Source organism: Acinetobacter pittii ATCC 19004 = CIP 70.29 (assembly GCF_000369045.1).
Classification (GTDB): domain Bacteria; phylum Pseudomonadota; class Gammaproteobacteria; order Pseudomonadales; family Moraxellaceae; genus Acinetobacter; species Acinetobacter pittii.
In genome coordinates this window covers 222,980-249,134 of record NZ_KB849796.1, presented here as the reverse complement: position 1 = coordinate 249,134, position 26,155 = coordinate 222,980, and the positions used below count along the sequence as shown (strand labels likewise).

The 26,155-nt window shown below is 37.5% G+C and carries 33 protein-coding genes and 1 tRNA gene; 20 read left to right on the top strand and 14 right to left on the bottom strand.

All coding sequences use genetic code 11. From position 1 onward, the window contains the following. Positions 1-38: 38 nt before the first annotated feature. Both F928_RS17670 and F928_RS17665 read left to right on the top strand, forming a co-directional pair. Positions 39-602, top strand: a complete 564-nt coding sequence (locus F928_RS17670) for a tetratricopeptide repeat protein (RefSeq protein ID WP_005078565.1) — start codon at positions 39-41, stop codon at positions 600-602. A gap of 83 nt (positions 603-685) precedes the next feature. Next, positions 686-1,042, top strand: coding sequence for a hypothetical protein (locus F928_RS17665; protein WP_005078564.1), 357 nt, complete (start codon positions 686-688; stop codon positions 1,040-1,042). 67 nt (positions 1,043-1,109) lie between these two features. Here the strand turns inward: F928_RS17665 and F928_RS17660 are convergent, their stop codons facing one another. Together F928_RS17660 and F928_RS17655 are read right to left on the bottom strand one after the other, a co-directional pair. Further along, positions 1,110-1,328 carry a DUF6500 family protein gene (locus F928_RS17660; RefSeq protein WP_005078562.1) on the bottom strand — a complete coding sequence of 73 codons (219 nt, stop codon included), beginning with the start codon at positions 1,326-1,328 and terminating at the stop codon, positions 1,110-1,112. A gap of 27 nt (positions 1,329-1,355) precedes the next feature. Beyond that, positions 1,356-1,691 (bottom strand): winged helix-turn-helix transcriptional regulator, encoded by a 336-nt coding sequence (locus tag F928_RS17655; protein WP_005078561.1) that lies wholly within the window; start codon positions 1,689-1,691, stop codon positions 1,356-1,358. A gap of 115 nt (positions 1,692-1,806) precedes the next feature. Here F928_RS17655 and ywrO point away from each other — a divergent pair, with 115 nt between their 5' ends. The 6 genes from ywrO to F928_RS17625 all read left to right on the top strand — a co-directional run bounded on the left by ywrO (position 1,807) and on the right by F928_RS17625 (position 7,127). Then, the gene (gene ywrO, locus F928_RS17650; RefSeq protein ID WP_005078558.1) at positions 1,807-2,364 is read left to right on the top strand and encodes an NAD(P)H-dependent oxidoreductase; all 558 of its coding nucleotides are present in this window, start codon (positions 1,807-1,809) and stop codon (positions 2,362-2,364) included. Between the two features lie 175 nt (positions 2,365-2,539). Further along, entirely contained in the window at positions 2,540-2,860 is a 321-nt protein-coding gene (locus F928_RS17645) for a hypothetical protein (protein WP_005078555.1), read from the top strand. Between the two features lie 291 nt (positions 2,861-3,151). Beyond that, on the top strand, positions 3,152-3,493 hold the full coding sequence (locus tag F928_RS17640) for a DHCW motif cupin fold protein (RefSeq protein WP_005078553.1): 342 nt from the start codon (positions 3,152-3,154) through the stop codon (positions 3,491-3,493). A 228-nt stretch (positions 3,494-3,721) separates the two neighbouring features. Further along, complete coding sequence (locus F928_RS17635; protein WP_005078550.1) at positions 3,722-4,810, top strand: ABC-three component system protein; 1,089 nt, start codon at positions 3,722-3,724, stop codon at positions 4,808-4,810. Positions 4,811-4,812: 2 nt separating this feature from the next. After that, complete coding sequence (locus F928_RS17630) at positions 4,813-5,295, top strand: ABC-three component system middle component 2 (protein WP_005078549.1); 483 nt, start codon at positions 4,813-4,815, stop codon at positions 5,293-5,295. Next, positions 5,292-7,127, top strand: coding sequence for a hypothetical protein (locus F928_RS17625; protein WP_005078546.1), 1,836 nt, complete (start codon positions 5,292-5,294; stop codon positions 7,125-7,127). The genes F928_RS17630 and F928_RS17625 overlap by 4 nt, the downstream gene beginning before the upstream one ends. Before the next feature lie 504 nt (positions 7,128-7,631). Here the strand turns inward: F928_RS17625 and F928_RS17620 are convergent. After that, a tRNA-Ser gene (locus F928_RS17620) sits at positions 7,632-7,721 on the bottom strand. 118 nt (positions 7,722-7,839) lie between these two features. Here F928_RS17620 and trkD point away from each other — a divergent pair. Further along, positions 7,840-9,717 (top strand): potassium transporter Kup, encoded by a 1,878-nt coding sequence (trkD, locus tag F928_RS17615; protein WP_002117080.1) that lies wholly within the window; start codon positions 7,840-7,842, stop codon positions 9,715-9,717. 56 nt (positions 9,718-9,773) lie between these two features. Here trkD and F928_RS17610 read toward each other — a convergent pair whose 3' ends face one another. After that, positions 9,774-10,217, bottom strand: coding sequence for a hypothetical protein (locus F928_RS17610; protein ID WP_005078544.1), 444 nt, complete (start codon positions 10,215-10,217; stop codon positions 9,774-9,776). A gap of 255 nt (positions 10,218-10,472) precedes the next feature. Between F928_RS17610 and F928_RS17605 the strand changes: the two genes are divergently transcribed. The 3 genes from F928_RS17605 (at position 10,473) to F928_RS17595 (ending at position 12,538) form a co-directional block, all read left to right on the top strand. Then, positions 10,473-11,552, top strand: coding sequence for a DNA/RNA non-specific endonuclease (locus F928_RS17605; protein WP_016805921.1), 1,080 nt, complete (start codon positions 10,473-10,475; stop codon positions 11,550-11,552). A gap of 98 nt (positions 11,553-11,650) precedes the next feature. Beyond that, entirely contained in the window at positions 11,651-12,250 is a 600-nt protein-coding gene (locus F928_RS17600) for a LysE family translocator (protein ID WP_002116994.1), read from the top strand. 45 nt (positions 12,251-12,295) lie between these two features. Further along, positions 12,296-12,538 (top strand): hypothetical protein, encoded by a 243-nt coding sequence (locus F928_RS17595; RefSeq protein ID WP_005078539.1) that lies wholly within the window; start codon positions 12,296-12,298, stop codon positions 12,536-12,538. Between the two features lie 10 nt (positions 12,539-12,548). On the opposite strand, the gene F928_RS22190 is transcribed toward F928_RS17595, so the two are convergent. The 3 genes from F928_RS22190 to F928_RS17585 form a co-directional block, all read right to left on the bottom strand. Next, positions 12,549-12,713 carry a hypothetical protein gene (locus F928_RS22190; protein WP_005078537.1) on the bottom strand — a complete coding sequence of 55 codons (165 nt, stop codon included), beginning with the start codon at positions 12,711-12,713 and terminating at the stop codon, positions 12,549-12,551. A 41-nt stretch (positions 12,714-12,754) separates the two neighbouring features. Beyond that, a complete protein-coding gene (aqpZ, locus tag F928_RS17590; protein ID WP_001045987.1) occupies positions 12,755-13,444 on the bottom strand; it encodes an aquaporin Z in 690 nt (229 codons plus the stop codon). 132 nt (positions 13,445-13,576) lie between these two features. After that, positions 13,577-14,581 (bottom strand): AraC family transcriptional regulator, encoded by a 1,005-nt coding sequence (locus tag F928_RS17585; RefSeq protein WP_005078536.1) that lies wholly within the window; start codon positions 14,579-14,581, stop codon positions 13,577-13,579. 108 nt (positions 14,582-14,689) lie between these two features. Between F928_RS17585 and F928_RS17580 the strand changes: the two genes are divergently transcribed. Further along, positions 14,690-15,328: a hypothetical protein gene (locus F928_RS17580; RefSeq protein ID WP_005078535.1), complete on the top strand. Its 639-nt coding sequence runs from the start codon at positions 14,690-14,692 to the stop codon at positions 15,326-15,328. Positions 15,329-15,368: 40 nt separating this feature from the next. On the opposite strand, the gene hisF is transcribed toward F928_RS17580, so the two are convergent. After that, positions 15,369-16,127: an imidazole glycerol phosphate synthase subunit HisF gene (hisF, locus tag F928_RS17575; protein WP_000880078.1), complete on the bottom strand. Its 759-nt coding sequence runs from the start codon at positions 16,125-16,127 to the stop codon at positions 15,369-15,371. Between the two features lie 112 nt (positions 16,128-16,239). On the opposite strand from hisF, the gene thrB reads away from it, so the two are divergent. From thrB to F928_RS17555, 4 genes are read left to right on the top strand one after another with little or no spacing between them, the layout of a single operon-like run. Further along, positions 16,240-17,190 (top strand): homoserine kinase, encoded by a 951-nt coding sequence (thrB, locus tag F928_RS17570; protein WP_005078532.1) that lies wholly within the window; start codon positions 16,240-16,242, stop codon positions 17,188-17,190. A 12-nt stretch (positions 17,191-17,202) separates the two neighbouring features. Beyond that, positions 17,203-17,832, top strand: coding sequence for a DUF1294 domain-containing protein (locus tag F928_RS17565; RefSeq protein WP_005078530.1), 630 nt, complete (start codon positions 17,203-17,205; stop codon positions 17,830-17,832). A gap of 36 nt (positions 17,833-17,868) precedes the next feature. Further along, a complete protein-coding gene (locus tag F928_RS17560; protein ID WP_005078529.1) occupies positions 17,869-18,261 on the top strand; it encodes a DUF4870 family protein in 393 nt (130 codons plus the stop codon). 3 nt (positions 18,262-18,264) lie between these two features. Then, positions 18,265-18,570, top strand: coding sequence for an antibiotic biosynthesis monooxygenase family protein (locus F928_RS17555; RefSeq protein WP_005078526.1), 306 nt, complete (start codon positions 18,265-18,267; stop codon positions 18,568-18,570). Between the two features lie 35 nt (positions 18,571-18,605). Here F928_RS17555 and F928_RS17550 read toward each other — a convergent pair whose 3' ends face one another. Next, positions 18,606-19,508 carry a DMT family transporter gene (locus F928_RS17550; protein ID WP_005078524.1) on the bottom strand — a complete coding sequence of 301 codons (903 nt, stop codon included), beginning with the start codon at positions 19,506-19,508 and terminating at the stop codon, positions 18,606-18,608. Between the two features lie 97 nt (positions 19,509-19,605). Here F928_RS17550 and F928_RS17545 point away from each other — a divergent pair, with 97 nt between their 5' ends. Both F928_RS17545 and F928_RS17540 read left to right on the top strand, forming a co-directional pair. Next, complete coding sequence (locus tag F928_RS17545; protein WP_025465499.1) at positions 19,606-20,157, top strand: helix-turn-helix domain-containing protein; 552 nt, start codon at positions 19,606-19,608, stop codon at positions 20,155-20,157. 206 nt (positions 20,158-20,363) lie between these two features. Continuing rightward, on the top strand, positions 20,364-22,055 hold the full coding sequence (locus F928_RS17540; RefSeq protein WP_005078520.1) for an ATP-binding cassette domain-containing protein: 1,692 nt from the start codon (positions 20,364-20,366) through the stop codon (positions 22,053-22,055). A gap of 53 nt (positions 22,056-22,108) precedes the next feature. On the opposite strand, the gene hisA is transcribed toward F928_RS17540, so the two are convergent. From hisA to hisB, 5 genes are all read right to left on the bottom strand, one after another. After that, the gene (hisA, locus tag F928_RS17535) at positions 22,109-22,840 is read right to left on the bottom strand and encodes a 1-(5-phosphoribosyl)-5-[(5-phosphoribosylamino)methylideneamino]imidazole-4-carboxamide isomerase (protein WP_000905538.1); all 732 of its coding nucleotides are present in this window, start codon (positions 22,838-22,840) and stop codon (positions 22,109-22,111) included. A gap of 94 nt (positions 22,841-22,934) precedes the next feature. Then, the gene (wrn, locus tag F928_RS17530; protein ID WP_005078518.1) at positions 22,935-23,576 is read right to left on the bottom strand and encodes a 3'-5' exonuclease; all 642 of its coding nucleotides are present in this window, start codon (positions 23,574-23,576) and stop codon (positions 22,935-22,937) included. Positions 23,577-23,662: 86 nt separating this feature from the next. Then, on the bottom strand, positions 23,663-24,211 hold the full coding sequence (locus F928_RS17525) for a DUF805 domain-containing protein (protein WP_005067011.1): 549 nt from the start codon (positions 24,209-24,211) through the stop codon (positions 23,663-23,665). A gap of 150 nt (positions 24,212-24,361) precedes the next feature. After that, positions 24,362-24,979 carry an imidazole glycerol phosphate synthase subunit HisH gene (hisH, locus tag F928_RS17520; RefSeq protein WP_002116911.1) on the bottom strand — a complete coding sequence of 206 codons (618 nt, stop codon included), beginning with the start codon at positions 24,977-24,979 and terminating at the stop codon, positions 24,362-24,364. After that, a complete protein-coding gene (hisB, locus tag F928_RS17515) occupies positions 24,979-25,572 on the bottom strand; it encodes an imidazoleglycerol-phosphate dehydratase HisB (protein ID WP_002116767.1) in 594 nt (197 codons plus the stop codon). The genes hisH and hisB overlap by 1 nt, the downstream gene beginning before the upstream one ends. A 102-nt stretch (positions 25,573-25,674) precedes the next feature. Between hisB and F928_RS17510 the strand changes: the two genes are divergently transcribed. Further along, a complete protein-coding gene (locus F928_RS17510) occupies positions 25,675-26,058 on the top strand; it encodes a GNAT family N-acetyltransferase (protein WP_002116928.1) in 384 nt (127 codons plus the stop codon). Positions 26,059-26,155 lie beyond the last annotated feature (97 nt).

Sequence of the window (26,155 nt, the reverse complement as noted above, 5' to 3'; positions counted from 1 at the left end):
TGATTATAAAGGTTAGAAAAAACTATTTAAGGTTAGACATGAATAACTTCAAAATTCTTTTCATTACTATAGGACTAATGTTTTCAATGAATTTATTTGCTAATCCAATTTTCTCAGATGACCTATTAAAGAGAGCTACAAATGGTGATACATCAGCTCAACTAGAGTTAGCAGATGTTTATATATATGGATGGGGTATCGAAGAGAATGAAACTCAAGCGGAATACTGGGCAACTAAATCAGCCGAAAGCGGTAATGTAAAAGCAATGCAATGGCGTGGTGAGGGATATGCGACTTACGCTGGTCTTGTTGGAGATATGGATCCAGCTGATGCAGATGAACACTACAAAAAAGCTTTTAAGTGGTTTTCGAAAGGAACTCAACTAAATGATGCAGATTGTATGGTTGGTTTGGCTAACTTGTATAGTAGCGGTGACGGAGTTGAGCAAGATACTCATAAAGCACTAGAGCTACGTAAAAAGGCTGCTGCTCTTGGAAATAAACAAGCTATGAGGGATATTGCCTTTATGTATGAATATGGATTGGGCGTAGAGAAAAATTTAGAGACTGCAAAATTTTGGAGTGAGAAAGGAAAGATTTAATAGTTTTATATCGAGTTCCATTTTATTTGAGAATGGAAAGACCTAAATCTCTAGTTTTAGGTCTTTAAAAAGGAAAGTTTCTAATGAAGCATAAATTAATAATTATTTTTTCAATTATTTTTGTACTTATAGGTTGTGGGAAGAAATATAAAATTTCTCCTGAAAGTTTACCTGTCGCTCATATTAATCAAGAATACCAACAAATTATTAAGATTTCTGGAGGAAAGGTTATAGATAAATACGCTGAATTAGAAACAAATATTCCAGAAAATCTAGGCGTTACCGTTAAACCTGTTGATGACTTGGATGGCTATAATGTCATACAAATCAAAGGCACCCCAAAGAACAAAGGAAAATATATCATTCATATAAGAGCTGACTTCTATGCAGGTGGTGGTGCAGAAATTGACAAGACATATAACTTCATTGTCCAAGATTAAAATTAATCTATGGTTTAGGTTAAAGGCTTAATTTACTTAAATTTAAGCCTTTTAAATAATTCTATTTTTAGCTTTCACTCAAAACCAACTCTTTAATCTTAACCGCTTTCTCAAAGTGATCTAGCTTATGCTCCATAATCCACCAATGCGCTGCTTCCATCAGTAACTCAGGGTTATCGTTCTTATTTTTAAAAAAAGCGTAAAAAGATAGACCGACATTGTCTCCCTTCTTTTCAATTTTATCGTCGCATCCCTTAATAAAAATTTCTCTTAATTCATTTCTCATATTGAGTATCACTTCAAGTCTATAAAACTAAGAATTCATATTCCGCTCGCCCCAATCACACATCATATCTAACAACGGAATTAAAGACTGTCCTCTTTCTGAAAGACGGTACTCAACTTTAGGTGGAATTTGAGGATATTCCTTACGAATAATAATCTTGTCTCTTTCTAACTCTTTAAGTGTATTGCTGAGTGTTCTAAATGAAATATTGCCAATGCAGCGTTGCATCTCGTTAAAACGCATGACATTTTTTTCATACAGCCAATACATAATAATCATTTTATATTTGCCATTAATTAAAGAAAGAGTGTAGCCAAAACCTGTTTCTTCTAATGGCGTATGTGATGGAACGCATTCAGTCATTTTAAAATCTACACTATCTTTTGGTATAGTATATAACACAAATTACCGTACTTATATTTAGGAAAGCACACTTCTATAATCGATTTATCTACTTTTCGATAAGAGTGTTTTCATAATGAAAAAGACATTAGTCATCGTTACCCATCCTCACATAGACCAGTCTGTTGTAAATAAAAGATGGGTAGAGGAACTAGAAAAACATCCAGATCAATTTACAGTTCACCAAATTTATCAAGCCTACCCAGACGGGGTGATTGATGTTGCTAAAGAGCAAGCACTGGTAGAAGAACACGAAAATTTAGTATTTCAATTTCCAGTGTATTGGTTTAACTGTCCACCGCTTTTGAAACAATGGATTGATGAAGTTGTGACTTATGGTTGGGCTTACGGCTCAACAGGTGACAAGCTTAAAAATAAAAAGTTTATGTTGGCTTTGTCTGCTGGTGTGAAAGAAAAAGTTTATTCAGAGTCTGGTGAATACAAGCTTTCTTTAGAGCAGATTTTTACTCCATTTAAGCTAACGGCTTTATATGTTGGGGCAGACTACCAACCGCTTCATGCATTTTATGGTTTAGACACAAACCCTTCAGAAGACGACGATGTTCCAACGCACCAAGACATAGAGAATAATGCGATTGAGTATGTTCAGAAGTTATTAGCTTTGTCTGAGTAAGTTAGAGGTGGAATATTAATTAAAAAGTATTTAATAAAAATAGAGCATAAGAACATATTAAAAAGTCATTTTAGTGTGTTTTTACTGGGAATATGATAATTTAATATATTGAAGTAAAATTAAAAAATTAAAGTTTTTTATCGAAAATATATTAATGTTTTAAGAGGAATTAGAAATGAATGAAGTATCTCGATTAGCTATTGAATATCAATTGAAATCTATTGAAGCAGAAGAGCTTCTTGCTCTGTTACAAGAGGCTCGCAATCAAAATTTCAAATATAGCAGTGAATTATCTCAGTATATAACAGACAATAATTTAGGTGAGATCTATCCTCATATTTCAGGAATTGTTCATATGAAACAAGAAGCAGATGAGTGGGATTTTAAAGGGGGATTTAATAGAAAAATCTATGCTATTGTTTGTAAAGAGCTAAATTTAAAAAATAAAAATAGTAGGGCAGAAGCAGTAGGTTTTACCTCATATAGCAACTTATAAAATAAATTATTTGAAAGAGCGGATCTGTGATCTGCTTTCAAAATAAATATATTAATTACAAGAAATAATTTAAATATCTTTTTCTAATAATAAGTTTAATTAATGGTTTTATATATGGAAAAGGAATTTTAGAGTATTGTTTGATAGTATTTTTTAATGAAATTAGCTGTTTTATATTTAAATAATTTGGCTGCTAATGGATGTAACTTTCATGATTATCTTAATAAACAGTTTGCAAAAACCAATTTTGTCTATAAGTTGAAAACACAATAATACGTCTTTGGAAAAACTATGAATATCGCGCCTTTTCCATTTCAAATTACAAAGTGGGAAGAAATTGAAGTCACTGAATATAGCGGTGAAACTGGAAAAGCTTATTGGAAAACCCAATATTTTGGTGAAGAAGGGAACAAAATAAGAGTAAGGCTTGTCGAGTACTCAGCAAACTACTTAGCAGACCATTGGTGTGAAAAAGGGCACATATTATTTTGCCTAGAAGGCGAGCTAGAAAGCAGATTGAAAGACGGGCGAAAATTTACTTTAACTTCAGGTATGAGTTATCAAGTAGGGGATAACTCGGAACCCCATCAGTCTTTTAGCTTGAATGGTGCGAAGTTACTTATCGTTGATTAGATTGATTTTATTTAAGTTAAATAAAAACGATTTAGGTCTTTTTTGAATTCTGACAGCGAGAGATTCGGTTAGATTTCATATCTAAATATATAAAATCTCCTTTATATAAATGTAACGTCAAGTTCCAAAATATGGAAATTTTCTAAATTTCTTGATTTGTCGATAATTTATGTAATTTGTAATACACTATTCTTTTATATACTTGACAATAATTTCTCCATATTAATTATGACAGAAGATGCCTTACAATTTGAGGATTATGAACCTCCTACTTATTCAAGTTCAATTTTAACGAACTTTAATGTCCAGTTTGGTAGAGTAGTACCACCATTACAACAGATAAAATTATTTTCCCCTGCTGACTGGGAAGAATTCACACGTGAATGGGTGTATTCAAAAAAAAGTATTTACAAGAAAGTTGTGAGAGAGTCTGGTGGTAATGATATGGGCATCGATGTAGCGGGGTTCACAGATGATCACGGCACAAAAGGTGTTTGGGATAACTTTCAATGTAAGCACTACAATAAAGCTTTAGCACCATCTCAGGTCTATGTGGAGTTCGGGAAGATGATATGGCACTCTTTCCAACAACAATTTGTTCCTCCTAGAAAATATTATTTCGTTGCACCTCAAGGGTGTGGAATGTCTTTATCAAGACTGCTTAGAAATCCTACTGATTTGAAAAATGAATTAGAGGCTAATTGGGGAAGATATTGTGAGGATGCAATAACGAGTATACAAAAAATAAAATTAGAAGGGGATTTTAAAAAGTATTTCGAAAACTTTAATTTTAGTATTTTCGCTTCTAAAGATCCTTTAGATCTTGTCACAGAACATCAGCAAACACCCTTCCATGCGGTCAGATTTGGCGGTGGCCTAAATCAGCGTCCAAAACCAATTTCTCCACCGAATATCATCAATGCTAAAGAGAATAATTATATTAAGAAGCTTTTGGGAGTATATGAAGAACAGATAGGCCAGACAGGTTTAACTACTCATGCAATTGTGCAACATTCCAAATGGGCGAGGCACTTAGACAAACAACGAGAATATTTTTATTGCGCAGAATCATTAAAAAATTTCTCTAGAGATAATGTTCCTAATGGAACATTTGAAAACTTGCAGAGAGAGATTTTAGATGGTGTTGAGCATCTTATGTATGCTACATATCCTGATAAATTGACTTCTATGAATACAATAATTAGTCAAGCAGGGAGCTTAGCTTTAACTGCAAATCCACTCATATCTGTTGTTCATGTTAGTGATAAAAATGGAATATGTCATCAATTAGCAAATGATGATGTTTTGGATTGGTAGCTATGACAAATTATAGTCTTACATTTAATAGTCCTCTGGAAGTCGGACTTCGGTCATTGGCATTGCTGGTTGCAGGCTACCCAAAGGTATTCGACCTAAATCATCTTGTCCTATTTGATTTTATTGCCATTCATACTGAACAGTTTGGTGGGGTAACAAATTTGCATCCAGAAAACAGATATCACAATACTGAGCTACTAGTTCGAAGACCAATTATTTCAGAAGGACTAAGGCTTTTTGCTAGTAAAGGTTTGATTGAGCCGAAGGTTACAGATACAGGATTTGTTTATACAGCAGGTGAATCTTCTCAGTTTTTTTTAGACGCACTATCATCAGACTATATTAAGTCTCTGAATGAAAGGTGTGATTGGGTAATTGAAAAGTATGGTGAATATACTTATTCCCAATTAAGAACTGAAATCAATAATATATTTGAAGAATGGATTGAAGAATTTCATTCAGATATAGATGGAAAAATAGTATGAATCCTACAATTACCTTGAAGTTTCTTGCTTATTTAGGGGTGCATAAGAAATCTGTCATATTAGAGTTTGATCAGGGCTTAAATATTATATATGGTGCTTCTGATACGGGAAAAACTTTTATATTACAAACAATTGACTTTATGTTGGGTGCAAAAGAAATAAGAGATATACCTGAGATAAAAGGTTATACAGATATCCTTTTAGGTATACAAATTTCTACCGATGAAAAATTTACAATAGCAAGAAAAGCTAATGGCGGAGATTTTACAGTATTCGAAGGATTACATAGAGAGATAGGTCCAGAGTTAACTGGAGAAAAATTGAAAAGTAAACATAAAGATGGAAAAACAAATACTATTTCTGCCTTTTTATTAGATAAAGTTAATTTGAATGATAAAAGATTGAAAAGAAATATAAGTGGAGATACAAATTCTTTAAGCTTTAGAAATTTAAGTCATTTAGTTATTATTGATGAGGAAAAGATACAAAAACAAATCTCACCAATTCTAACAGGACAGCATGTATCAAAAACACCAGAAATTTCTCTTTTTAATCTTCTCCTTACTGGTATTGACAATTCCTATTTGGAATATAAGCCTAAGAAAGAAAGTAGCTCAGCATCTGATCTTGCAAAAGTGCAAATCCTAGATGAGCTAATTTTAGAGCTAAAAGCAAATTTTGAGGATAATAATCCTGATGAAAAAGCTATTAATTTGCAGTTAGAGAGACTAGAAAAAACTTTGAATTCCCTTAAAGAAAACATACTTATCAAAGAGGGAAAATTTAATAAATTGGTTATATTCTTGAATGAACTTAAAAATAAGAATATAGAGTTACATGAAAGAGATTCAGAAATCAAAGCTCTTATAAGCCGTTTTAGTTTGTTAGAGACACATTATCTTTCAGATTTGAATCGACTAGAAGCTTTAACGGAAGCAGGTAGCTTTTTGCAAAGCTTTGAAAATATTGATTGTCCCCTATGTGGTGTTTCTAATTTAAAAGACTGTGAAGATACTCATCTCTATTCTAGCATTCTCGACGCTTCTAAAGCTGAATACCAAAAGATTGAGTTTTTGAAAAATGATTTAAAACTTTCTATTTCAAAGCTAGAGCAAGAACAAACAGATATAGCTAGTCAGATTCAAGAAAATGCGCAAACTATAGAAAAATTAGAAAAAGAAATGAACATAGAGAACCCAATTAAAATTGAAATGATGGATGACTATGCTGAAGCTTTGTCGATCAAGGTTTCTTTAGAAAATTCTTTAAAGATTTTAGATCGAATAAACTCATATGAAGAGAAAAAGAAACTAATGACGGTTAAGCCGATTGAGAAAAATGTTCCTGAGTTAGAGCTTGAACCTGAAGTGGATAAAACAGATATTTTTGCTAAAAAAGTCGGAAGTATTTTAGTCAATTGGGGAGTTACTAATAATAAGACAGTTACGTTCGATCAGGCTAAAAATGATCTTGTAATTGATGCTAAACTGAGGACAAGTAGAGGTAAGGGTATGAGATCGATTACTCATGCAGCATTTACTGTCGGTTTAATGGAATATTGTAAAGAACAAGAATTACCTCACCCTGGTTTTATAATTCTAGATACTCCATTATTGGCTTATCGTGAACCTGAATCAGATGACCAAGCTCTGCTTGAAAATGGTGTTGATGAAAAATTTTATAATTATTTGAATGGAATACAGGATAGACAAATAATTATTATTGAAAATAATGATCCGCCAAAGAGTATTAAGGCGCAAAAGTTCACTCGATATTTCTCGAAATCATCGACACAAGGAGATTATGGATTATTTCCTATCGAAGCTGGATAAGTTCATGTTAATTAAGAGTTAACTTAAAAACATAAGAACTTTGAATTTTTCAAAGAATTCGTATTTTTAAAAGTATATGTAGAAGCCTCTTTTACATATACTTACCTTATAAATTTACTTTAAGCTCATAAATCTGAGCCATTCAGTTGCAAATTTTTCAAGAGTATTCTCAAGCTTTGCTTTAATTTATCCCGATGATTATTACGTTCCTCTGCTGGATCAATTCCATCAGTATGCTTATTACTACTATTTTGGTCATAAGTATGATTCTTAAAGGTTTTACCTGTCAGTTTGTTAGATTTCTTAGCCAGTTTTCAATCTCATTTAATGGTATAAATTCCAGAATAAACGAAAATCCCTTCATTAATAGTCGTTTTTAATAGATACCGTCAAAAATATCGGGATACTAATGGATTGGGTTGTAGTATACAGGCGTAAAAAAAGGCTTAAATTCTTTAGATTTAAGCCTTTCGCGCTACGGGACTGTACCGTAGAAATAAATTCTGGCGGTGAGAGAGGGATTCGAACCCTCGATACGCGCAAACGTATACACACTTTCCAGGCGTGCTCCTTAAGCCACTCGGACACCTCACCAAGGCGTGCGATAGTAACTAAAAAAACGAGTCCTGCCAAGATTTAAGACGAGCATTACAGAAAAAAAATAATAGAGGTGATAAGATTGCGCTAAAAATCATATTGGTTTAATTACACAATGCAAAATACGGCCAAAAAAGCGACCTTGCCTGCCACGGCTTTGGCAGCTCTTGGAGTGGTCTTTGGAGACATCGGAACAAGTCCGCTCTATGCCTTGAAAGAGTCCTTCCATGCAGCGCATGGGTTGGGAATTCAGCCTGAAAACGTATTAGGAATTTTATCTATTATTTTTTGGTGCTTAATGCTGATCATCAGCATCAAGTATGTCGCCATTGTCATGCGTGCAGACAACAACGGCGAAGGCGGGATCATGGCCTTACTCGCATTGAACTTGCGTAAAGCCAAAATTGCCGACAACAAAAAAATCTACATGATTGCCATTGGTTTTATCGGTGCATCGCTGTTTTTTGGTGACGGTATTATTACCCCAGCCATTTCGGTATTGTCAGCCGTTGAAGGCTTGTCTATTGCCACCGATGTGTTTGACCCATTCATCATGCCAATTGCGATTACCATTATCATCTCTTTGTTTTTGGTGCAAAAACACGGTACGGCCTTTGTCGGTAAGTTTTTTGGCCCAATCACGATGGTATGGTTTTTATCTTTAGGACTATTAGGTCTTCACAGCGTCATTCAGACTCCTGTTGTGTTGGGCATGTTCAGTCCACATTGGGCCATTCAGTTTATCTATCACCATCCAATCATGACATTCTTTGTGATGGGTGCTGTAGTGTTAACGGTAACAGGTGGTGAAGCACTTTATGCTGATATGGGGCATTTTGGACCTGTGCCGATTCGTATGGCTTGGTTCTTTGTCGTGTTGCCATGTTTGGTTTTAAACTACGCAGGACAGGGTGCATTATTGCTCAGAGACCCAGCGGCAATTGAAAATCCGTTCTATTTATTAGTTCCGCAATGGGCACTTTACCCAATGATTATTATGGCAACCATGGCAACGGTAATTGCCTCTCAAGCTGTAATTTCTGGGGTGTTTTCTCTTGCGCGCCAAGCGATTCAATTGGGTTATTTACCACGTTTAAGTATTAAACATACGTCTGAGTCTGAAGAAGGCCAGATTTATATTCCTTTCTTAAACTGGTTACTTTTAATCGCAATTATTATCTTAATCTTGATCTTCAAAAGCAGTTCGAACTTGGCAAGTGCATATGGCTTAGCTGTGACTTTAACGATGCTCTGTGACACGATTTTGGTTGCGGTGTTTATCTACTCAGCTTGGAAGTGGAGCCTGCCAAAAGTGCTGCTCCTGATTATTCCGTTCTTTGTTTTAGAGTCGGTATTGGTCGGTGCCACTTCACTTAAAATCTTGTCAGGTGGTTGGGTGCCATTACTCATTGGTGCGATTGCCGTGACCATCTTAATGACATGGAAACGTGGTCGTGAGCTTACATTTGCTAAGCTTGAACATGACACTTTGGCTCTAGATTTGTTTGTGAAAAGTATTGGTAATAGCGTGCACTGGGTGCCGGGTGATGCAGTCTTTATGACAGGTACACCGAACGTTGTGCCACATGCCATGCTGCATAACATCAAGCACAACAAGGTACTGCATCAGCGTAATATCTTGGTCACTGTAGTGATTGAAGATGTACCGTTTGTTGCGCCAGAAGAGCGTATTACGACAGAAACTTTAGCTGAACATTTCTTCCGTATTAAAATCTTCTACGGTTTTAAAGATGAAATGAATGTACCAAAAGCATTGATGCAAGCCTATGAACAGCTTGGTCTTGAATATGACTTGATGCACATCAGCTTCTTTATTTCCCGTGATCGTATTGTTCATTCGGTGGGCGATGGTATGTCTCCATGGAGAGAAAAACTGTTTATCTCTATGCAGCGTAATACCAGTCCGGTGAGTGACTTCTACCAGATTCCAACCAACCGTGTGGTTGAGTTAGGTAGTCAAATCGAAATATAAAAATTGATGTAATAAAAAAACCAAGACATAAGTCTTGGTTTTTTTTATGGCTCTGATTATTGAGCTTGTTGCATAGGTGCATCTGCTGGTAAAGCACCGTCTTTTGCCATCGGGTCTGCCGACTGACTTGGATCTGCCGGAGGCGGTGGAGTGTTCGGATCTTGTGGCGCTGGAGGCGCTTGGTTCGGTGCAGGTGGCACAGCATCAGTTGGTGCTGCTGGAGGTGCCATTTCACCGCCTGCTGGAGGCGCTGGTGGAACGTCCGCAGGAATAGGAGCACCTGTAGGCGCTGCATTTGTTGGTGTAGCAGAAACTTGCTGTACTTGTCCGCTATTGACTAAATCGCTAATAGAGCCTGGTTGGCCATTTACGGTTGTGGTTACTTTTACTTTAGACAAACTTTCTAAAGTATCTCCTGGCTGGACTGCTGGCTCAGCCAAAGCGGCCATACTACATAATCCCGTGATTACGCCAATACCAATAATCTTTGAATGGATCATTAAGTGGACTCCGATTATATTTTTATCCAAATTTGTGGAGCTAACCATGTCATAAGCAATCAGTGTTTTTCAACGAAAGATACGCAATTGGCGCAATTCAATAGCCAAAGGCTCTCATAATTCCAACAGATTGTTACGTAATGGGTAAGGGAGTTACAAAAAAGATGACCATGTTTTAACCATTTGAAAGATAAGAGATATACTTAAAAAAGCAGGATTGTTAAGCTGCGTGTGGACAGTGGTATTGATAGAAACATGGCAAGTAAAAAACGTAGTAAAGGTACAAACTCATTCTCTATAAGTCAGCATTTTGGCAAGATTATTCTTGCTTGTATTGCTGCGGGAAGTTTTGCGATTGCTTTTGGTAGTGAAAAGATTTCGCAGTGGTTTTCACCTTTAACAACTAACTCGACTTGTCTTAATCAGTTCTATCGTGAAGTTCCACCTGCTTTAAATAAAGACAGCCTAAAAAAAGACAGTTATCCACTGTGCTTTAATGGCTTTAACGTTTTGTATTCAGGTATTTCTAAAACGCCGTTATGGTCGGCAGAGCATTTAAATGCAGAACGTTTGAGTACCAAAATTAAGCGTGAAGATAACTTCCATGAAGAAACCCGTGTTGCTCAAAAACATCGGGCACTGTTAAGTGACTATCGCGGTTCAGGCTATGACCGTGGGCATATGGCACCAAATGGTGATATGCCAAATAAAGAATCCCAATCTGATAGTTTCTCGCTCAGTAACATGGTGCCTCAAGCGCCTAAAAATAATCAAGAAGTCTGGCGTAAGCTCGAAGAAGCGACCCGTGCTATTGCCACTAAACAAAAACAAGATGTTTATGTAGTGACAGGTCCTGTTTTTGAAGGCAAGCGTCTTAAGACGATTGGGCAGGGTGTAATTGTACCAACCGCAGTTTATAAAGCGGTATATATGCCAAAAACTGGCGCAATCGGCGCTTATTACGCACCTAACAATAATTCTCTACAAGTGAAGGTTGTAAGTGTTTGCTACCTTGAGGAGCGTTTAGGCGTCAACCTGTTCCCGCAGTTAACCGAGCAACAAAAGCGTAATGTCTATCGTCTACCTTTAACAGCGAGCCAAGTTAAGCCAAATCAAAAGCTAGACTATTTACACTGGGATGGCGAAAGTCAGTGTGAGCAAGACTTAAACGCTGACCAAATTCAAGCGCTACAAGACCAATTTAAAAAGCAAAAAACTGGTTCTTCGGAGCCAATGGAAGCAAAAGTTCCAACAATTGACGAAGAAACGAGAAAGGCGATTGTGAAACAATTGGTAGAAGCCTTAGTGAACTATTTCTTGCAAATAATGAAATAAGCAGCTTTTTTTGATTGTTATTGCAACACTGTAATTGATTAAAATAGAATCCATAGACAGATCTGTCTACGGATCTTATTTTAATAAGGACAATAACAATGTTTGCCTCGATGTTTCTTTTTTCGTTTGCAATGTCTATTACCCCAGGGCCAGTAAATACTGTCATTTTATCGACCAGTTTAAATCACGGTTTAAAAAGATCGCTTCCCTATATTTCAGGCGCCACAATTGGTTTTACTCTGCTTTTAATTTTTATGGCATTTGGTCTTCAGAGTTTATTAACTCAGTTTCCTGTTGTATTAAAGATTCTTGCAGTTTGTGGAACGCTATTTGTTTGTTATATCGGGATTAAAATTATTCTTTCTGCTGCAAATATTTCTATTTCCAGTGTTCCTGTAGAGCAAATGATTATTCCTAATTTTAAAGATGGGTTCTTATTACAATGGCTGAATCCCAAAGCGTGGTTGGCTTGTGTGTCAGGCATTACCATGTTTACTAGCATTGAAAACCCGCAGTCGTTGCCGATCTTTATCGTTATTTATTTTTTCACTTGCTACGCATGTTTGTTCTTTTGGGGGTTCTGTGGTGATAAATTTTCAGTGGTGCTCAATCAGGGCAACCGTTTGAAATATTTTAATATCTTGATGGGCGCTTTTTTAATTTTATCGGCTCTTTTAATTTTGATCGATTTTTTTTAAATTGATCGTATTACACTGTGAAGATATAACAACGAGATAAGACCTATGTTTAAACCATTTGAAAAGGGTACAGAGTCTTCATCAATTGAAGATTTAACATTAGAAAATGATGTCGATTGCGTCAGCATTTACGGCAACTTGCAAATTACCAAAGACAAAGTCGGGTTAGAACAGGCAAAGGCATTGCAGAGCTTTTTAAATGATGTTGTGGCGGCTTTGGAAAAAGAAGAATTACCTGAGCAAATTGAACGTCCAGCTGAACAAGAAATTAATAATCCGTTTTTATAATTTATGCATGCTATGCGTGATATTTAGTATGGTCATGTTGTAATACAGTCTTTAATACCACGTTAGATTTTAGTGAATGTGTATAGACATTTTTTACTTTTGAAAGCCCAAAAGTAAACAAAAGGCTTTGTTGATCAAAGGGTACATCCATGTACCCCTGCTCAACAGGTGACATCCATGTCACCTTCCGCGATAGTAGATTGAGTCTAAGAAGAGTTAATCTTTATCGCCAGCTACCACCTTATAAATAATTGCTCCAATCACCGCCCCTAAAATTGGTGCCACCCAGAACAACCACAACTGACTTAATGCAGCCGTTTCAGCAAAGAATGCAACACCTGTACTACGTGCTGGGTTTACCGAAGTGTTCGTCACTGGAATACTGATTAAGTGAATGAGTGTTAAGCCCAAACCAATCGCAATAGGAGCGAAGCCAGCAGGTGCGCGGCGATCAGTTGCACCTAAAATAATGATTAAGAAGAAAGCTGTAAGAACCACTTCAATAATGAAAGCAGAACCTAAGCCAAACTTGTTTGGTGATAAGTCACCAAAACCGTTGGTAGCAAAACCACCAACACCGCTAAAGCCTGCTTGACCTTGAGCAATAATATAAAGAACAAATGCAGCAGCAGTCGCACCGACCACTTGAGCAACGATATAGGGAATTAAATCTTTAACATCGAAGCGGCCACCGACCCAAAGGCCAACACTTACCGCGGGATTAAAATGTCCACCTGAGATATGCCCTAGAGCATAAGCACCTGTGAGTACGGTTAAACCAAAGGCAAGGGCTACACCTGCAAAGCCAATACCAAGTTCAGGGAAAGCTGCGGCTAAAACTGCACTACCACAACCACCAAAGACTAGCCAAAACGTACCTAGGAATTCAGCAAAATATTTATTCATTGTGATTACTCATCTATTGATATATTTTTTAATTAGTGTGAAATATGTCACAAAAAATTAAGCATGTGACTATATGAAATTTTTGTTTTCAGTGTTGTTTTAATCAAGAAAAGATTTGTAAGTTTTGGTTGGTTATTCTTTGTCTAAAAATTGATCCCTCCATTGCTGGGGTGTTTGATTGGTCCAATGTTTAAATGCTCTTTGAAACGCACTTTGTTCTGAATAACAAAGTAAAAGTGCGATCTCTTGTAAGCTTAAATGCGGATCTTTTAAATATTCGGTTGCAAGCATAAAGCGCACTTGCTGAACGCGTTCCTGAAAGGTGGTGTCTTGTTGTTGTAAGTGTCGTTGGAGTTGTCGAACTGATAGGCCTAATTGAGCAGCAATATATTCAATTTGATATTGATTCTTTTGTAGCCCAGTCAAAATTGAATGCTGTAAACGCTGATCAAGTTGGGTCGAATTTGGTAATTGTTCTAAAAGTGCTTGTGCTTGCTGAACCAATAGTTGCTGCAACGTGTGGTCAGCGCTGCTAAGTGGCTTATTAATTTCCGTAATTGGAATGAGTAACTCTGTACGTGGCTGGCTAAAACGAACGGGACATTGAAAATATTGTTCGTAGACTCTGATATTTTTAGGAGCAGCATTTAAGAAACGTACTTCATGTAAATGCACGTCTTCATGAGACATAAAAAGACGTAAGAACTGAATCACCAACGCAATCGCGATTTCATCGGTAAGCTGGGTAGGGTGTAGCTCAGTCGCTTCCCAGCGAATAGAACCATATCTCCCTTGTAGCTCAACCACTAATGGGCTCCCGTCATAAATCAGACGGTGAAAATCATGATAGCGAATTAAGGCTTCACCTAAGTTGTCGCAAGAGAGCGCGAGGTAAGCAATAATCCCTAAGTGTTTGGGTTGCACATATTTGGCAATTTCTAGCCCTAAACCTGGCTTCGGGTCTAGTTTATAAATCACTTCTAATAGGTCACGCCAAACGACGTAGTCAAAGCGTTCCAGATTTTGAACTTGTTCTAATTGTTCAGGAATAGCTAACTGATTGGCTTCACAGTAAGCCTTTAAAAGATGCCCCAGTCCTCCATACACTGAGCCTGTATAATTTTTTAATTGTGGCATCCCTAACCACCTCTTTCTTGTCGTGATTTGTCAATGAAACCATAAATTCTGGTCAATACCTAGCATAAAGAATTTTATATTCTGAATAAAAAGAAAAGGAGTTAGCTGATGTTAAAAGGGTTTATTGCAGGAATTGCGGTTGCAAATGCATTTGAATGGGTAGCACACAAATATATTTTGCATGGTGTACACCGTGCTGGAAAACCACGTTATAGCCCAGTACCAAAAAGCATGGAATCTCATTGGGCACACCATCGTGAAGTCCGCAAACAACAATTTCATGATGATTGCTATGTTGAGGGCGTTGGTAACTGGCGAACAAAAAATGAGTTAATTTCGCTTGCTGTAGTGGCAACCGTTTCAAGTGCAATGTTCTATCCATTTTCAAAAGGCATGGCTCTCGCAGCTTGGTACAGTGCAGGAAATTATTATTATATTCATCGCCGTGCACATTTAGAGCCTGACTGGGCAAAGCGTAAAATTCCATGGCATTACGACCACCACATGAACTCTAATCAAGACGCCAATTGGTGTGTGACCAAACCTGGGTTTGATTATGTGATGGGAACACGAGTGGTGTCTTCAGCAGATTTAAAAGAACAAAATCCTTTGGGTATTCGGTTGCCTACTTTATTTGCTAAACCGTTAACTCAAGCTGTAGAAAAAATCTTTCCAGCAAAATGGGTCGAGAAAAAAGAAAAATTAGAACTTCCTAGTGAAGTGAAAGAAATAGATGGTGCGGCATAAAAATTAAAGGGGCATATTGCCCCTTTAATTATGATTAAGCTTACAAGCGCATTTCGATGCCTTGTTCAGCCAAATATTGTTTAGCTTCTGGAATCGTATATTGACCAAAGTGGAAAATACTTGCTGCCAATACTGCATCGGCACCACCTTGTAAAATACCATCTGCAAGGTGTTGTAAGTTACCTACACCACCTGAGGCAATCGTTGGAATGGTAACGCGGTCATTAATAGCACGCATTAATGCAATATCGTAACCTGCTTTAGTACCATCCGCGTCCATACTGGTAATCAGCAACTCGCCCGCACCGTAGTCAGCCATTTTTACAGCCCATTCAATGGCATCAATACCAGTTGGTTTACGGCCACCGTGAGTAAAGATTTCCCATTTGTTGTCGCCAGTTTTTTTGGCATCAATCGCAACCACAATACATTGCGCGCCAAAGTGCTGTGAAGCTTCTTGAACAAATTCTGGATTAAATACGGCAGCCGAGTTAATACTAACTTTGTCTGCACCTGCATTTAATAACGCACGAATATCTTCAACCTTACGTACACCACCACCGACAGTTAATGGCACAAATACAGTCTCGGCCATACGTTCAACAGTACGGTAAGTGGTATCGCGTCCATGATGTGTAGCGGTAATGTCTAAGAAAGTAATTTCGTCTGCACCTTGTTCGTTATAGCGACGTGCCACTTCAACAGGGTCGCCAGCATCACGAATATCGAGGAATTGAACGCCTTTAACTACGCGTCCGTTATCAACGTCTAGGCAAGGAATAATACGTTTAGCAAGCATAGCTTTTTCCAAAAATAATCGCCGTTGGTGAAAGTTCCTACACAGGCGCTACACCTTCATGGAGGGAAGAGGTATTCTATCAAACTTCACAGATGTTTTTTGCAGGTTTTCCATGTCGGTTTATACCCCGTTGAGTTTAGATGAAGTTCGCACCTTTGCTGCACCTTATGGATTAGAGGTGTTGGAGCTGAACCCAATTCAGGGAGGTATTCAAAACACCAATTATTTTCTGGTTGATGTAAACCGCAAACAATATGTACTCACCGTGTTTGAAGAGTTAGATGCACAAGGTGCAGGCGAACTTATTCCTGTACTTGAGCAATTAGGTACTCATGATGTACCTGTTGCAGTGCCGTTAAAGCACAGCGGTCAAGCGGTTCATGTTATTGCAGACAAGCCTGCACAAATTGCACCACGTTTAATGGGTCACCATCCCATGCAAACCACAGTAGCACAAGTTGCAGCGATTGCAGATGCACAGGCGAAACTGCATGTGGCTTTACAAGATTTTCCACTTGAACGTGAATATCGACGTGATCATCAATACTGGACAGGTGTTGCAGAACAGCTGAAACCAAGCATGACTCAAGATGACCAAACTTTACTTGAGCAGGTCTATCAAGCTTTTAATACTAAAACAGCGCAGTATTCAAATCGACCAACAGGTTTTATTCACTCTGATTTGTTCCGCGACAATACTTTGTTTGAAGGCGAGCAATTACAAGGTATTCTAGATTTTTACGAGTTAAATCAAGATGAGTTGCTGTTTGATATTGCGATTACCATTAATGATTTTTGTACCGAATATCCAGCAGCGCATTTAAACTCAGACAAAGTCGACGCTTATTTAGCGGCATACCAAAAAGTTCGTGCGCTGACTTCAGATGAACTTGCATGTTTAGATGTATTCTTGGCAATGGCAGCGTGCCGTTTTTGGTCAATGCGTTTGCAAGTTGCTCAAAAAAATAAAGAAGAAGGACGTACCGGCGATGACATTTTGCAAAAAGACCCGCAAGAAATGCGAGCAATGATGCAAGACCGTTTAAGTCATGTAAAAGCATAAAAGGGAATAAACATGCGAGATCAGGGGCGTTTAGTCGAATGGTTCGACGAAAAAGGTTATGGCTTTATTCAGCCGGATGATGCTGAAAAAGAGCGAGTCTTTTTGCATATCAAAGATTTTGCACGCCCCGGACCTCGGCCAATTATTGGCTGTGCACTGGAATATCGGGTGATTCTCGATGAACGAGGCCGTTTTCGTGCTCAGCAGGTCACCTATTTAAAAGCATCTCAAACTCGAAAAGCGTCCAAGCCTGCAAAAGCAGAATCTTCTTTTCAAGCTAACCCTTGGTCTGCAATGCAAATGGGGATCGTGTTTTATTTCGTTTTAATGGGAATTATGAGTTTTATTCATATTTTGCCAGCTTATACCTTGTTATTTGTTTTAATGATGAATGCCTTAAGTTATTGGCTCTATTCACAAGACAAAGAAGCCGCACAATTGGGTAATCGCCGTGTACCTGAACAAACATTGCACATTGTTAGCTTTTTAGGAGGTTGGCCAGCTGCATGGTGGGCACAACAAAAACTGAGACATAAAACACAAAAACAACCCTTTCGTAAGATTTATTTTTGTACCATATTCTTTCATTTACTTTTGATTTTGTGGCTAATTTCTCCCTTAAACGTATTGCGGGGCTCATAAAAGTAAATCGTTTTAATAAACTTGAGAGGTATAAAAATGAATAGTTCTATCGACCAAGATCCAAATCGTACTTTAACACTTATTTTATATGTACTTTATATTGTTGCCATTTTTACAGGCGGCTTACTTGCGGTTATTGCTTTAATTATTAACTACGTAAAACGTTCTGATGTACAAGGCTCGATTTTCGCGAGCCACTTTACATGGCAAATCAGAACATTCTGGTGGTATCTGGCTTGGAATATTATTGCCTTTCTGCCGTTTATTTTCCTGTTCTTTACGGGCGAAAATACTAATCTATTTGCAGGCGTTGCCGTTTCATCGACCGTATTCTGTGTGGGCGTAATTGGTGCTGCGTGGATCTGGATTGTATATCGTGCAATTCGTGGATTGATTGCGTTAAATGATAACCGCCCGATGTATCAATGAATTATGATTATTGAACATGTACATTTGAGTATAAAGTCTGGGCAAAGTGAAGCATTTCTTGAAGCATTCGAGCAGGCTAAACATATTGTTTATCCAATGGAAGGCTTTAATGCGGTCCAACTGATTAAGCATGCAACCGATCCCCATCATTATATTTTAATGATTTTCTGGGATGAAATTGAAAACCATACAGAAGGGTTTAGAAAGTCTGAGGCTTATCAAGAATGGAAAACTTTGCTCCATCCATTTTATGACCCAATGCCGACGGTTGAGTACTACCAACCGTGTAGGTTATTGAAGAAAAAATGATAGATAGTAAAAAAGAGAGCATTAAGCTCTCTTTTTTATTCTCGAATTCTTTTAGCTTTTTTAATGGGCAACTTAATTTTTAACTCACTGACTAAAACGCCTAAGACCACTAAAGCACCTCCCAAAAGGGCAATCAATGGCAAACGCTCACCTGCAATTCGACCAATAATGCCTGCCCAAACAGGTTCTCCTGCATAGATAATTGCGGCACGTGAAGGATCAACCACACGTTGAGCCCAGTTCATAACAAATTGAATGAGCGCACTCGCTAAACCTAATGCAACAGCAATCAGTACTAGGGGCCATGAAAATGCTGGAATTGTATGTTCACCCACCACAGGCATGATGGCGAAAGAAATTAGAGAAGCGACGCCAAGTTGAATGATTGTGACGCGGCGTAAATTTACCTTTCCAGCAAAGTAGCTAATAAAAATAATTTCTAAAGCAATCGCAAAGGCACCCAAGATTGTTAACAGCTGCCCAAAACTTAATGAAATTTGCTCAAAACCATTTCCCGTTAAGAAAACAAGGCCAGCAAACGCAAGAGCAGCTCCCACCCAAGTCATAATATGTGGAGTTTTTCTAAAGATGAGCCACATTAAAATAGGAACAAGCGGAACATATAGCGCCGTTAAAAAAGCGGATTCACTACTCGGAATGGTTTGTAGGCCAATGGTCTGGGTGCCGTAGCCTGCCGCAATCACAAGACCAATCGCGCTACCAGCGCCTAAATCTTTTAAAGTAACACCTTTCATACTTTTTAATGAGATAAGAAGCAAAGTAAGAGCTGCTACAGCAAAACGACAGCCTACAAAAAACATAGGTGATGCAAAATTCAGCGCATACTGCACAGTAAGGAATGTTCCTCCCCAAATGATCGTAATCAGAATCAGGGCTAACTGTGGGGCTTTGCTTGAACTCAGAGAAATTGGTGACATACTCAAGTTAAATTAAATTGTGCAATATACTGCACATATTGCGCTATTCTTGTATTTTGTGCAATATATTGCTCAAATTTTCTTGCTAATCCATTTTATGAGCCAGTCGAGTACCGTTTTACAGCACGTAGGCACAAATATTCGTTTATTAAGAGATGAACGAGATTTGAGTCAACAAGATTTGGCAGATCAGGCAGGTGTGAGTAGACGAACCATTGCTGCTTTGGAAACTGGGCAGGTCAATATTAGTTTGGCCAAACTCGATGCGATTGCAGCAGTGTTGGGTGTGGATTTTAAAACGATTGTGAGTGCACCTGAGCATAAAGAACATGCCGTAGTAAATGCACTCGCTTGGCAGGGTGAAGATGAGGAAAGTAAAGCAACCTTGCTCGCTTCAGTTCCATCTCGTTCCCAAGTTGAGCTTTGGATATGGTCTTTGGCTGTGGGAGAGTCTTACGTTGCGGAAGCAGATGCAGACGGATGGCAAGAAATTATTTACGTATTAGAAGGTGAGTTGACCATACAATTTACAGACAGCAAAAAAATGATTTCTGCTGGTTCATCTTTTATTTTTGAAAGTTCTGTTACTTATACCTATATCAATAGTGGTAACCAAGTGCTTAAATTTACTCGTAATGTGGTGTATTGATTTGGAATTTAAGCTTTTTAATAAAATATATGTTTTTAAAATTTATGCAGTTTATTGAAGGCATATATGATGTATATGACCTCTCTTAAAAACCTGTGAATTCAATTTAAACAAAAAATACGAATAAGAATAAATAAGGCAAGTTATGATATTTCGTGTGTAATGAAATTATTTTTAACTCGTTTTAATAGAAAAAAGATACAGAAATGAAGTTCTTATTAAGTTCACAAGATATTCAAAACTATAAATTTTTATGGCAGGTTTCTAAAGAAAATTATAAGAAGCAGAAAGGTAGTATGTTTCTCATGTTTTTATTAGTAATGTTTACAGCATTCTTTACGACATTATTGCCATACCTATTAAAAATTATTATTGATTACTCTGCACAGGCATATAACTTTCCACTAGATATTCGACTTCCATTTAATTTCTTATATCTAATCGTACTCGCTTATGCTGCAGCATGGTTAGCGAATGAGTTATGTAATTGGACGAAAAATATTTTTAGTGCTTATTTGATGGTTGATTTCAAAGGAGCATTAATTTTTGCGGGGTTAAAAAATTATTTAAATCTTAAAAAAGATGAGCAAGATCAAATTGAAGCTGGAACAGTCATTAGTGATCTTGCAAGAGGAAGTTCTGCTTTTGGTGAGATAAATCTAACGTTGCTGCTTCATTTGGGGCCAATCATTTTTCAATTGGTTATGATCTTTGCAGTTTTATTTACAACTATTAGCTTACTTTTTAGTATCAGTTTTTTATTGGTAGCTATCGTTATTTTTTTAGTTTCCTTTCATATAAATAAAAGAAGTAGTTCTTTATTTGATTCGATGTATCAACAAGATAATCAGGTAAATAGCGATTTGATACATCAGATCTCAAATTCATATGAAATTAAAGTAAAAAATGCAGTACCGTTTCAATTGTCAAAATTTAATACCACATTAGACTCATTCATCAAAACAGCTAAAGATAGGAATAAAAAAATAGGGCTATTGATGATTTCTCAATTGTTCCTGATCTTTTTGTTTTTACTCTTTTTTATGTTATTTACAGTCTTTCTTTCAACTGAAAAGCAGCTTACACCGGGTGCTTTCGTATTGATAAGTACTTATATTATTCAACTCACCAATCCATTTTTAGCGGTTTCTCAAAGCTTGATGCGTTTAAATGGTAACTTTGTAGCCTTAGCAAAATATCGAAAATACTTTGATCTCAATAAAGAAAATTATACGCATTCTATCGTTCAAGACTCCAATGTTCTCTTTCAATTTATAAATGCTAAATTTTTACTTGGGAAAAGAGCCGTAGATCATTTTAATTTAACAATATTAGCCAATAAAACGTATGTCGTGATTGGGCCAACTGGCTTGGGAAAGACTTCTCTAATGAATTATTTAATGGGCGTGTACCAGATTCAATCAGGGCAGCTTTGCTATAAGAATATTGATATTAGCCAAAATTTCTCTAAGCATATTTTTGATGAGGTTGTTTACGTTGCACAGCAACCAGTTATTTTCCCTTATTCCCTTAGAGATAATTTAGTTTATAACTCCTCGCACATATATGAGGATTCTTACTTACTTCAGATGCTCGAGCAATTTAACTTGTTGCATATTTTAAAAAAGCATCAGTTAACACTCAATGATGATTTAACTGAAATTTATAAGAATTTTTCAGGAGGAGAAAAGCAAAGAATTTGCATTCTTCGAGGTCTTTTAGCTCGCCCGCAGCTCATCATCCTAGACGAACCGACTGCCGCCTTGGATGTAGATACTGCAAAAAATATACTTGAATATATTCAGCAGGTTGTTCCATCCGTGATCATGATTACGCATTCACCCTATGCGATGGAAATTGCGGATGAGGTAATCGATTTAGAAAAGTTATTAAACTAAAGATAATCAAAAATAAAAAAGAGCCTAATCAGGCTCTTTTTACATCTTAAAAATTAAAGACGGTTTTCATCTAACAAAAGCTGAGCTTCACGAAGGTTTAAAGTACCTTCATAAATTGCGCGGCCTGTAATCGCACCTAAAATGCCCGGTTGACCTTTTAAGTTACGAACGTCATCAAGGTTGGTAACACCACCAGAAGCGATTACTGGTAAGCCTGAGTATTGAGCCAAGTTTACAGTTTGCTCAACGTTTACACCTTGCATCATACCGTCACGAGCAATGTCTGTATAAACAATGCTAGACACGCCTGCATCAGCAAAGCGTTTCGCTAAATCAGTTGCTTTCACATCAGTAACGTTTGCCCAACCGTCAGTTGCAACCATACCATTCATGGCATCAATACCAACAATGATGTGACCTGCAAAACGTTTACAAGCTTCTTCTACAAATTCAGGTTCTTGAACAGCTTTAGTGCCGATAATGACAAAAGTCACGCCAGCTTCTAAATAGTGTTCAATCGTTTCTAATGAGCGAATACCACCACCAATTTGAATTGGTAATTCTGGCTGAGCTTTAGCAATCGCCTCAACAACAGGCTTATGAATTGGAGTACCTGCGAAAGCGCCATTCAAATCAACCAAATGCAAACGGCGCGCACCTTCATTTACCCAATGCTGGGCAGTTGCAACCGGATCGTCAGAGAAAACGGTATCGTCTTCCATACGCCCTTGTTTTAAACGCACACATTTACCATCTTTCAGGTCAATTGCTGGAATGATTAGCATGCTTCCGCTCCTTGCTTCATCATGTTTATGAAATTGTGCACATCTTAGCAAAGTATTGATCAATCGCTAAGCCTTAGAAAAGACTTTTATTACTTTACGCTTGAAGTGCGGTTTGAATAGTTTGTGAAATGTGAGCGGGTAATAGTTTTTGGTTTCTGAGCTCTTCAAATACGAGTAATGCCGCATAAGCATCAGCAGCGGCATAATTTATTTGCTGAGATGTAAGTGGCTTTCTTGCCCAGTTTGAAGTTCCGACTTTTTTCGACTTTGCTAGATATTGTCCAAATAACAGCGCCACCGCTTTTTGTAAGCCCATTTGCTGTTTAAAACCAAAGTGACTAAAACCTTTAGCAAGGTCGACACAACTTTCTAGTTCTATACCTTTTTTATGAAAAATATGCTTATCATTTTTAAGGCCAAAACCGACTTTAATTTGCTTCTGGTTAGATAAAATGGGCTGCAAGAATTTTAAAGTTGATGAATTGACATGAAATAAATAGGCTTTTTGTGCTGTAGCAAGTTGAATCAAGTGTGGCCCAGTTGAGATTTCACCCACTTTAAATGTAGGTTTAGACTCAGAATCAAATCCCAAAATTGCAGCGTTTTTTAATTCTTCTTCAATACTTTTGCATTGCTCAATATTTTCTATCACCACAATATTATGGTGGTTAATATTTTCAAAAGGAGGAAGCTGCTGAATAGAGGCTTTATCAAGGAGGGCAACGGCTTCGGACATATTTAACAGCGTACAAATGAATTGGGCTATTCACTTTATATATGAATAAAGCCTAGAGAACTAGGCTTTATGAATGTCTTTAAAAATTATTGAGACTGAGAAGGTGTACCTATGACCACACTTTCACTTTTCTCGACATAGCCTTCATAGGTCGGAGACATGATTGTGGCAACGACAGCAAAAACCAAAGCAAGGGGAATTAGGATAATATAAATCCAGCCTAAAACGCGTTCCCAACCAGGGGTAGGGCGCTGTGGGCCGTAATCATTATTGCCTTCTGTACCTTTTGCCGCAAAGAGATAGATCATAAAAATGAGGTTTACGGCGGGGATCAGCATCAGTAATGATAGCCATCCTGTATTATTGCGGTCGTGCAAGCGGCGGATGGTAAATACAAAACTTACATAGAGGCAAACAATATAAAGAATGGCGATAACAATCATGCCTGCCGTAGAAAGACCCGTTAGTTCCTGACTAGATGTAAACCCAAAAGTAAAAGCGATGATGACAACGGCGATACCGATGACGAGTGAAAATAAGAATGTCCAAGCAGCATAAGAGAGTCGCCCAAAACGACCACTAGCTTTAAAGGGGGAATCTTGTTGAAGTGGTTGATTTTCGAAAGGTGAATTCATTTTGTTTTCCTGATCATTTGGTTTTATTTAAAAGTATAAATATTCAATATTTTGTTGAATAAAACATCATTCTATAAATGATTAGTTGTTATTGTAAATAAAAAAAAGATCAGGCCATCTAGACCTAATCTTTTTCAGTTTTAAATCAGATTAAATATTCCATTCCACAAAGTTTTTAAGTAACTGCAAACCAGCAGTATGACTTTTCTCTGGGTGGAATTGGGTCGCGAATAAATTATCTTTATGAATTGCTGTGCAGAAATTCACGCCATACTCACAAGTCGCAGCCACAACGCTTTCATCTTTTGGTTCGACATAGTAGCTATGTACAAAGTAGAAGCGAGCATCTTGTTCGATGTTATTCCACATTGGATGGCTTGGGTCCATTTGGTGAACTTGGTTCCAGCCCATGTGTGGTACTTTTAAACCTTCCATTTGAGGGAAATGTTTTACTACGCCGTCAAAAATACCTAATGCGTCTACACCGCCATTTTCTTCAGAACTTTGTAGTAATGCTTGCATGCCTACGCAAATCGCAAGAACAGGTTTATTAAATGCAGCTTTACGTACAACTTCATCAATACCTGCTTCACGCATACCTTGCATGCAGTCACGCATTGCACCAACGCCTGGAAAAACAATTTTGTCGGCTTGTGCAATTAACTTTGGATCATTGGTCACATCGACTGTAGCGCCCACATGCTCAAGTGCTTTAGCCGCTGAGTGTAGATTGCCCATGCCATAATCAAGTAACGCGATACGTGTCATTAGAGGCTACCTTTTGTCGATGCAATCGTGTTTTCTGCACGTGGATCAACTTCACATGCCATACGTAAAGCACGAGCAAGTGCTTTGAACACACTTTCGATTTGATGGTGGCTATTTTTACCTTTTAAGTTATCGATGTGTAAGGTCATAAGCGCATGGTTTACGAAACCTTGAAAAAACTCAGAAAATAAATCGACATCAAATGTACCGATGCGTGCACGGGTAAATGGAATATCCATGAATAAACCCGGACGACCAGATAAATCGACAACAACGCGAGATAAAGCTTCATCTAATGGTGCATAAAAATGACCATAGCGTTTTAAACCTTTTTTATCGCCTAAAGCTTGTGCAAAAGCTTGTCCAAGCGTGATACCACAGTCTTCTACGGTGTGGTGATCATCAATCTCGAGGTCTCCGTCACAGTGAATATCGATATCAAATAAGCCATGTCGCTTGATTTGATCAATCATATGGTCTAAAAATGGAACTCCAGTGTTTAGTGTGCCTTGACCAGTACCGTCGAGATTTAAACGAACTCGAATTTTGGTTTCATTGGTATTTCTAACCACTTCACTGATACGTTGCGTCATGGACACGTTCCTCAAAAAACGTCAAAAATGATTGGATGTTAACGACAATTTCGCTGTGACGAATTCGTGACAGCATCATAGTTTGCTCAGGAGGGTTAATCAATGCCTATTACCGTACATGCTTATAGTTCTCTAGATAATTCAGAGATCCGCGATCAGCTTGAGCGACTGTATGATACAAGTCCGGAGTTTGGTGACGGGCACGATGCGATTGAACAACTTGAACAAGATTTACAACAGTATACCACGCTATACACTGCCGAATTTAACACCAAAATTATAGGTGCAATTTGGTCTTCAGGACAAGGCGAAAGCAAGGTTCTTGAATATATTGTTGTGCACCCTGCGAACCGTGGTCGTGGGGTAGCTGAGCGCTTAGTCGAAGAAGCTTGCCGTATAGAAGAGTCAAAAGGTGTTAAAACTTTTGAACCAGGTTGTGGCGCGATTCATCGCTGTTTGGCTCACATTGGTAAACTACATCACTAAAAGCTTCTATTATTTTGTGGTTGTGATTTAAAAATAATCACTTGTTACAAAAAACACGGAAGTTGCTTGACGTCTTCTTATAAACATTGTTTAATAC

Coding starts and splice junctions, on each gene's coding strand:
- F928_RS17670 (WP_005078565.1), top strand. CDS start 39: ATGAATAACTTCAAAATTCTTTTCATTACTATAGGACTAATGTTTTCA.
- F928_RS17665 (WP_005078564.1), top strand. CDS start 686: ATGAAGCATAAATTAATAATTATTTTTTCAATTATTTTTGTACTTATA.
- F928_RS17660 (WP_005078562.1), bottom strand. CDS start 1,328: ATGAGAAATGAATTAAGAGAAATTTTTATTAAGGGATGCGACGATAAA.
- F928_RS17655 (WP_005078561.1), bottom strand. CDS start 1,691: ATGACTGAATGCGTTCCATCACATACGCCATTAGAAGAAACAGGTTTT.
- ywrO (WP_005078558.1), top strand. CDS start 1,807: ATGAAAAAGACATTAGTCATCGTTACCCATCCTCACATAGACCAGTCT.
- F928_RS17645 (WP_005078555.1), top strand. CDS start 2,540: ATGAATGAAGTATCTCGATTAGCTATTGAATATCAATTGAAATCTATT.
- F928_RS17640 (WP_005078553.1), top strand. CDS start 3,152: ATGAATATCGCGCCTTTTCCATTTCAAATTACAAAGTGGGAAGAAATT.
- F928_RS17635 (WP_005078550.1), top strand. CDS start 3,722: ATGACAGAAGATGCCTTACAATTTGAGGATTATGAACCTCCTACTTAT.
- F928_RS17630 (WP_005078549.1), top strand. CDS start 4,813: ATGACAAATTATAGTCTTACATTTAATAGTCCTCTGGAAGTCGGACTT.
- F928_RS17625 (WP_005078546.1), top strand. CDS start 5,292: ATGAATCCTACAATTACCTTGAAGTTTCTTGCTTATTTAGGGGTGCAT.
- trkD (WP_002117080.1), top strand. CDS start 7,840: ATGCAAAATACGGCCAAAAAAGCGACCTTGCCTGCCACGGCTTTGGCA.
- F928_RS17610 (WP_005078544.1), bottom strand. CDS start 10,217: ATGATCCATTCAAAGATTATTGGTATTGGCGTAATCACGGGATTATGT.
- F928_RS17605 (WP_016805921.1), top strand. CDS start 10,473: ATGGCAAGTAAAAAACGTAGTAAAGGTACAAACTCATTCTCTATAAGT.
- F928_RS17600 (WP_002116994.1), top strand. CDS start 11,651: ATGTTTGCCTCGATGTTTCTTTTTTCGTTTGCAATGTCTATTACCCCA.
- F928_RS17595 (WP_005078539.1), top strand. CDS start 12,296: ATGTTTAAACCATTTGAAAAGGGTACAGAGTCTTCATCAATTGAAGAT.
- F928_RS22190 (WP_005078537.1), bottom strand. CDS start 12,713: ATGTCACCTGTTGAGCAGGGGTACATGGATGTACCCTTTGATCAACAA.
- aqpZ (WP_001045987.1), bottom strand. CDS start 13,444: ATGAATAAATATTTTGCTGAATTCCTAGGTACGTTTTGGCTAGTCTTT.
- F928_RS17585 (WP_005078536.1), bottom strand. CDS start 14,581: ATGCCACAATTAAAAAATTATACAGGCTCAGTGTATGGAGGACTGGGG.
- F928_RS17580 (WP_005078535.1), top strand. CDS start 14,690: ATGTTAAAAGGGTTTATTGCAGGAATTGCGGTTGCAAATGCATTTGAA.
- hisF (WP_000880078.1), bottom strand. CDS start 16,127: ATGCTTGCTAAACGTATTATTCCTTGCCTAGACGTTGATAACGGACGC.
- thrB (WP_005078532.1), top strand. CDS start 16,240: ATGTCGGTTTATACCCCGTTGAGTTTAGATGAAGTTCGCACCTTTGCT.
- F928_RS17565 (WP_005078530.1), top strand. CDS start 17,203: ATGCGAGATCAGGGGCGTTTAGTCGAATGGTTCGACGAAAAAGGTTAT.
- F928_RS17560 (WP_005078529.1), top strand. CDS start 17,869: ATGAATAGTTCTATCGACCAAGATCCAAATCGTACTTTAACACTTATT.
- F928_RS17555 (WP_005078526.1), top strand. CDS start 18,265: ATGATTATTGAACATGTACATTTGAGTATAAAGTCTGGGCAAAGTGAA.
- F928_RS17550 (WP_005078524.1), bottom strand. CDS start 19,508: ATGTCACCAATTTCTCTGAGTTCAAGCAAAGCCCCACAGTTAGCCCTG.
- F928_RS17545 (WP_025465499.1), top strand. CDS start 19,606: ATGAGCCAGTCGAGTACCGTTTTACAGCACGTAGGCACAAATATTCGT.
- F928_RS17540 (WP_005078520.1), top strand. CDS start 20,364: ATGAAGTTCTTATTAAGTTCACAAGATATTCAAAACTATAAATTTTTA.
- hisA (WP_000905538.1), bottom strand. CDS start 22,840: ATGCTAATCATTCCAGCAATTGACCTGAAAGATGGTAAATGTGTGCGT.
- wrn (WP_005078518.1), bottom strand. CDS start 23,576: ATGTCCGAAGCCGTTGCCCTCCTTGATAAAGCCTCTATTCAGCAGCTT.
- F928_RS17525 (WP_005067011.1), bottom strand. CDS start 24,211: ATGAATTCACCTTTCGAAAATCAACCACTTCAACAAGATTCCCCCTTT.
- hisH (WP_002116911.1), bottom strand. CDS start 24,979: ATGACACGTATCGCGTTACTTGATTATGGCATGGGCAATCTACACTCA.
- hisB (WP_002116767.1), bottom strand. CDS start 25,572: ATGACGCAACGTATCAGTGAAGTGGTTAGAAATACCAATGAAACCAAA.
- F928_RS17510 (WP_002116928.1), top strand. CDS start 25,675: ATGCCTATTACCGTACATGCTTATAGTTCTCTAGATAATTCAGAGATC.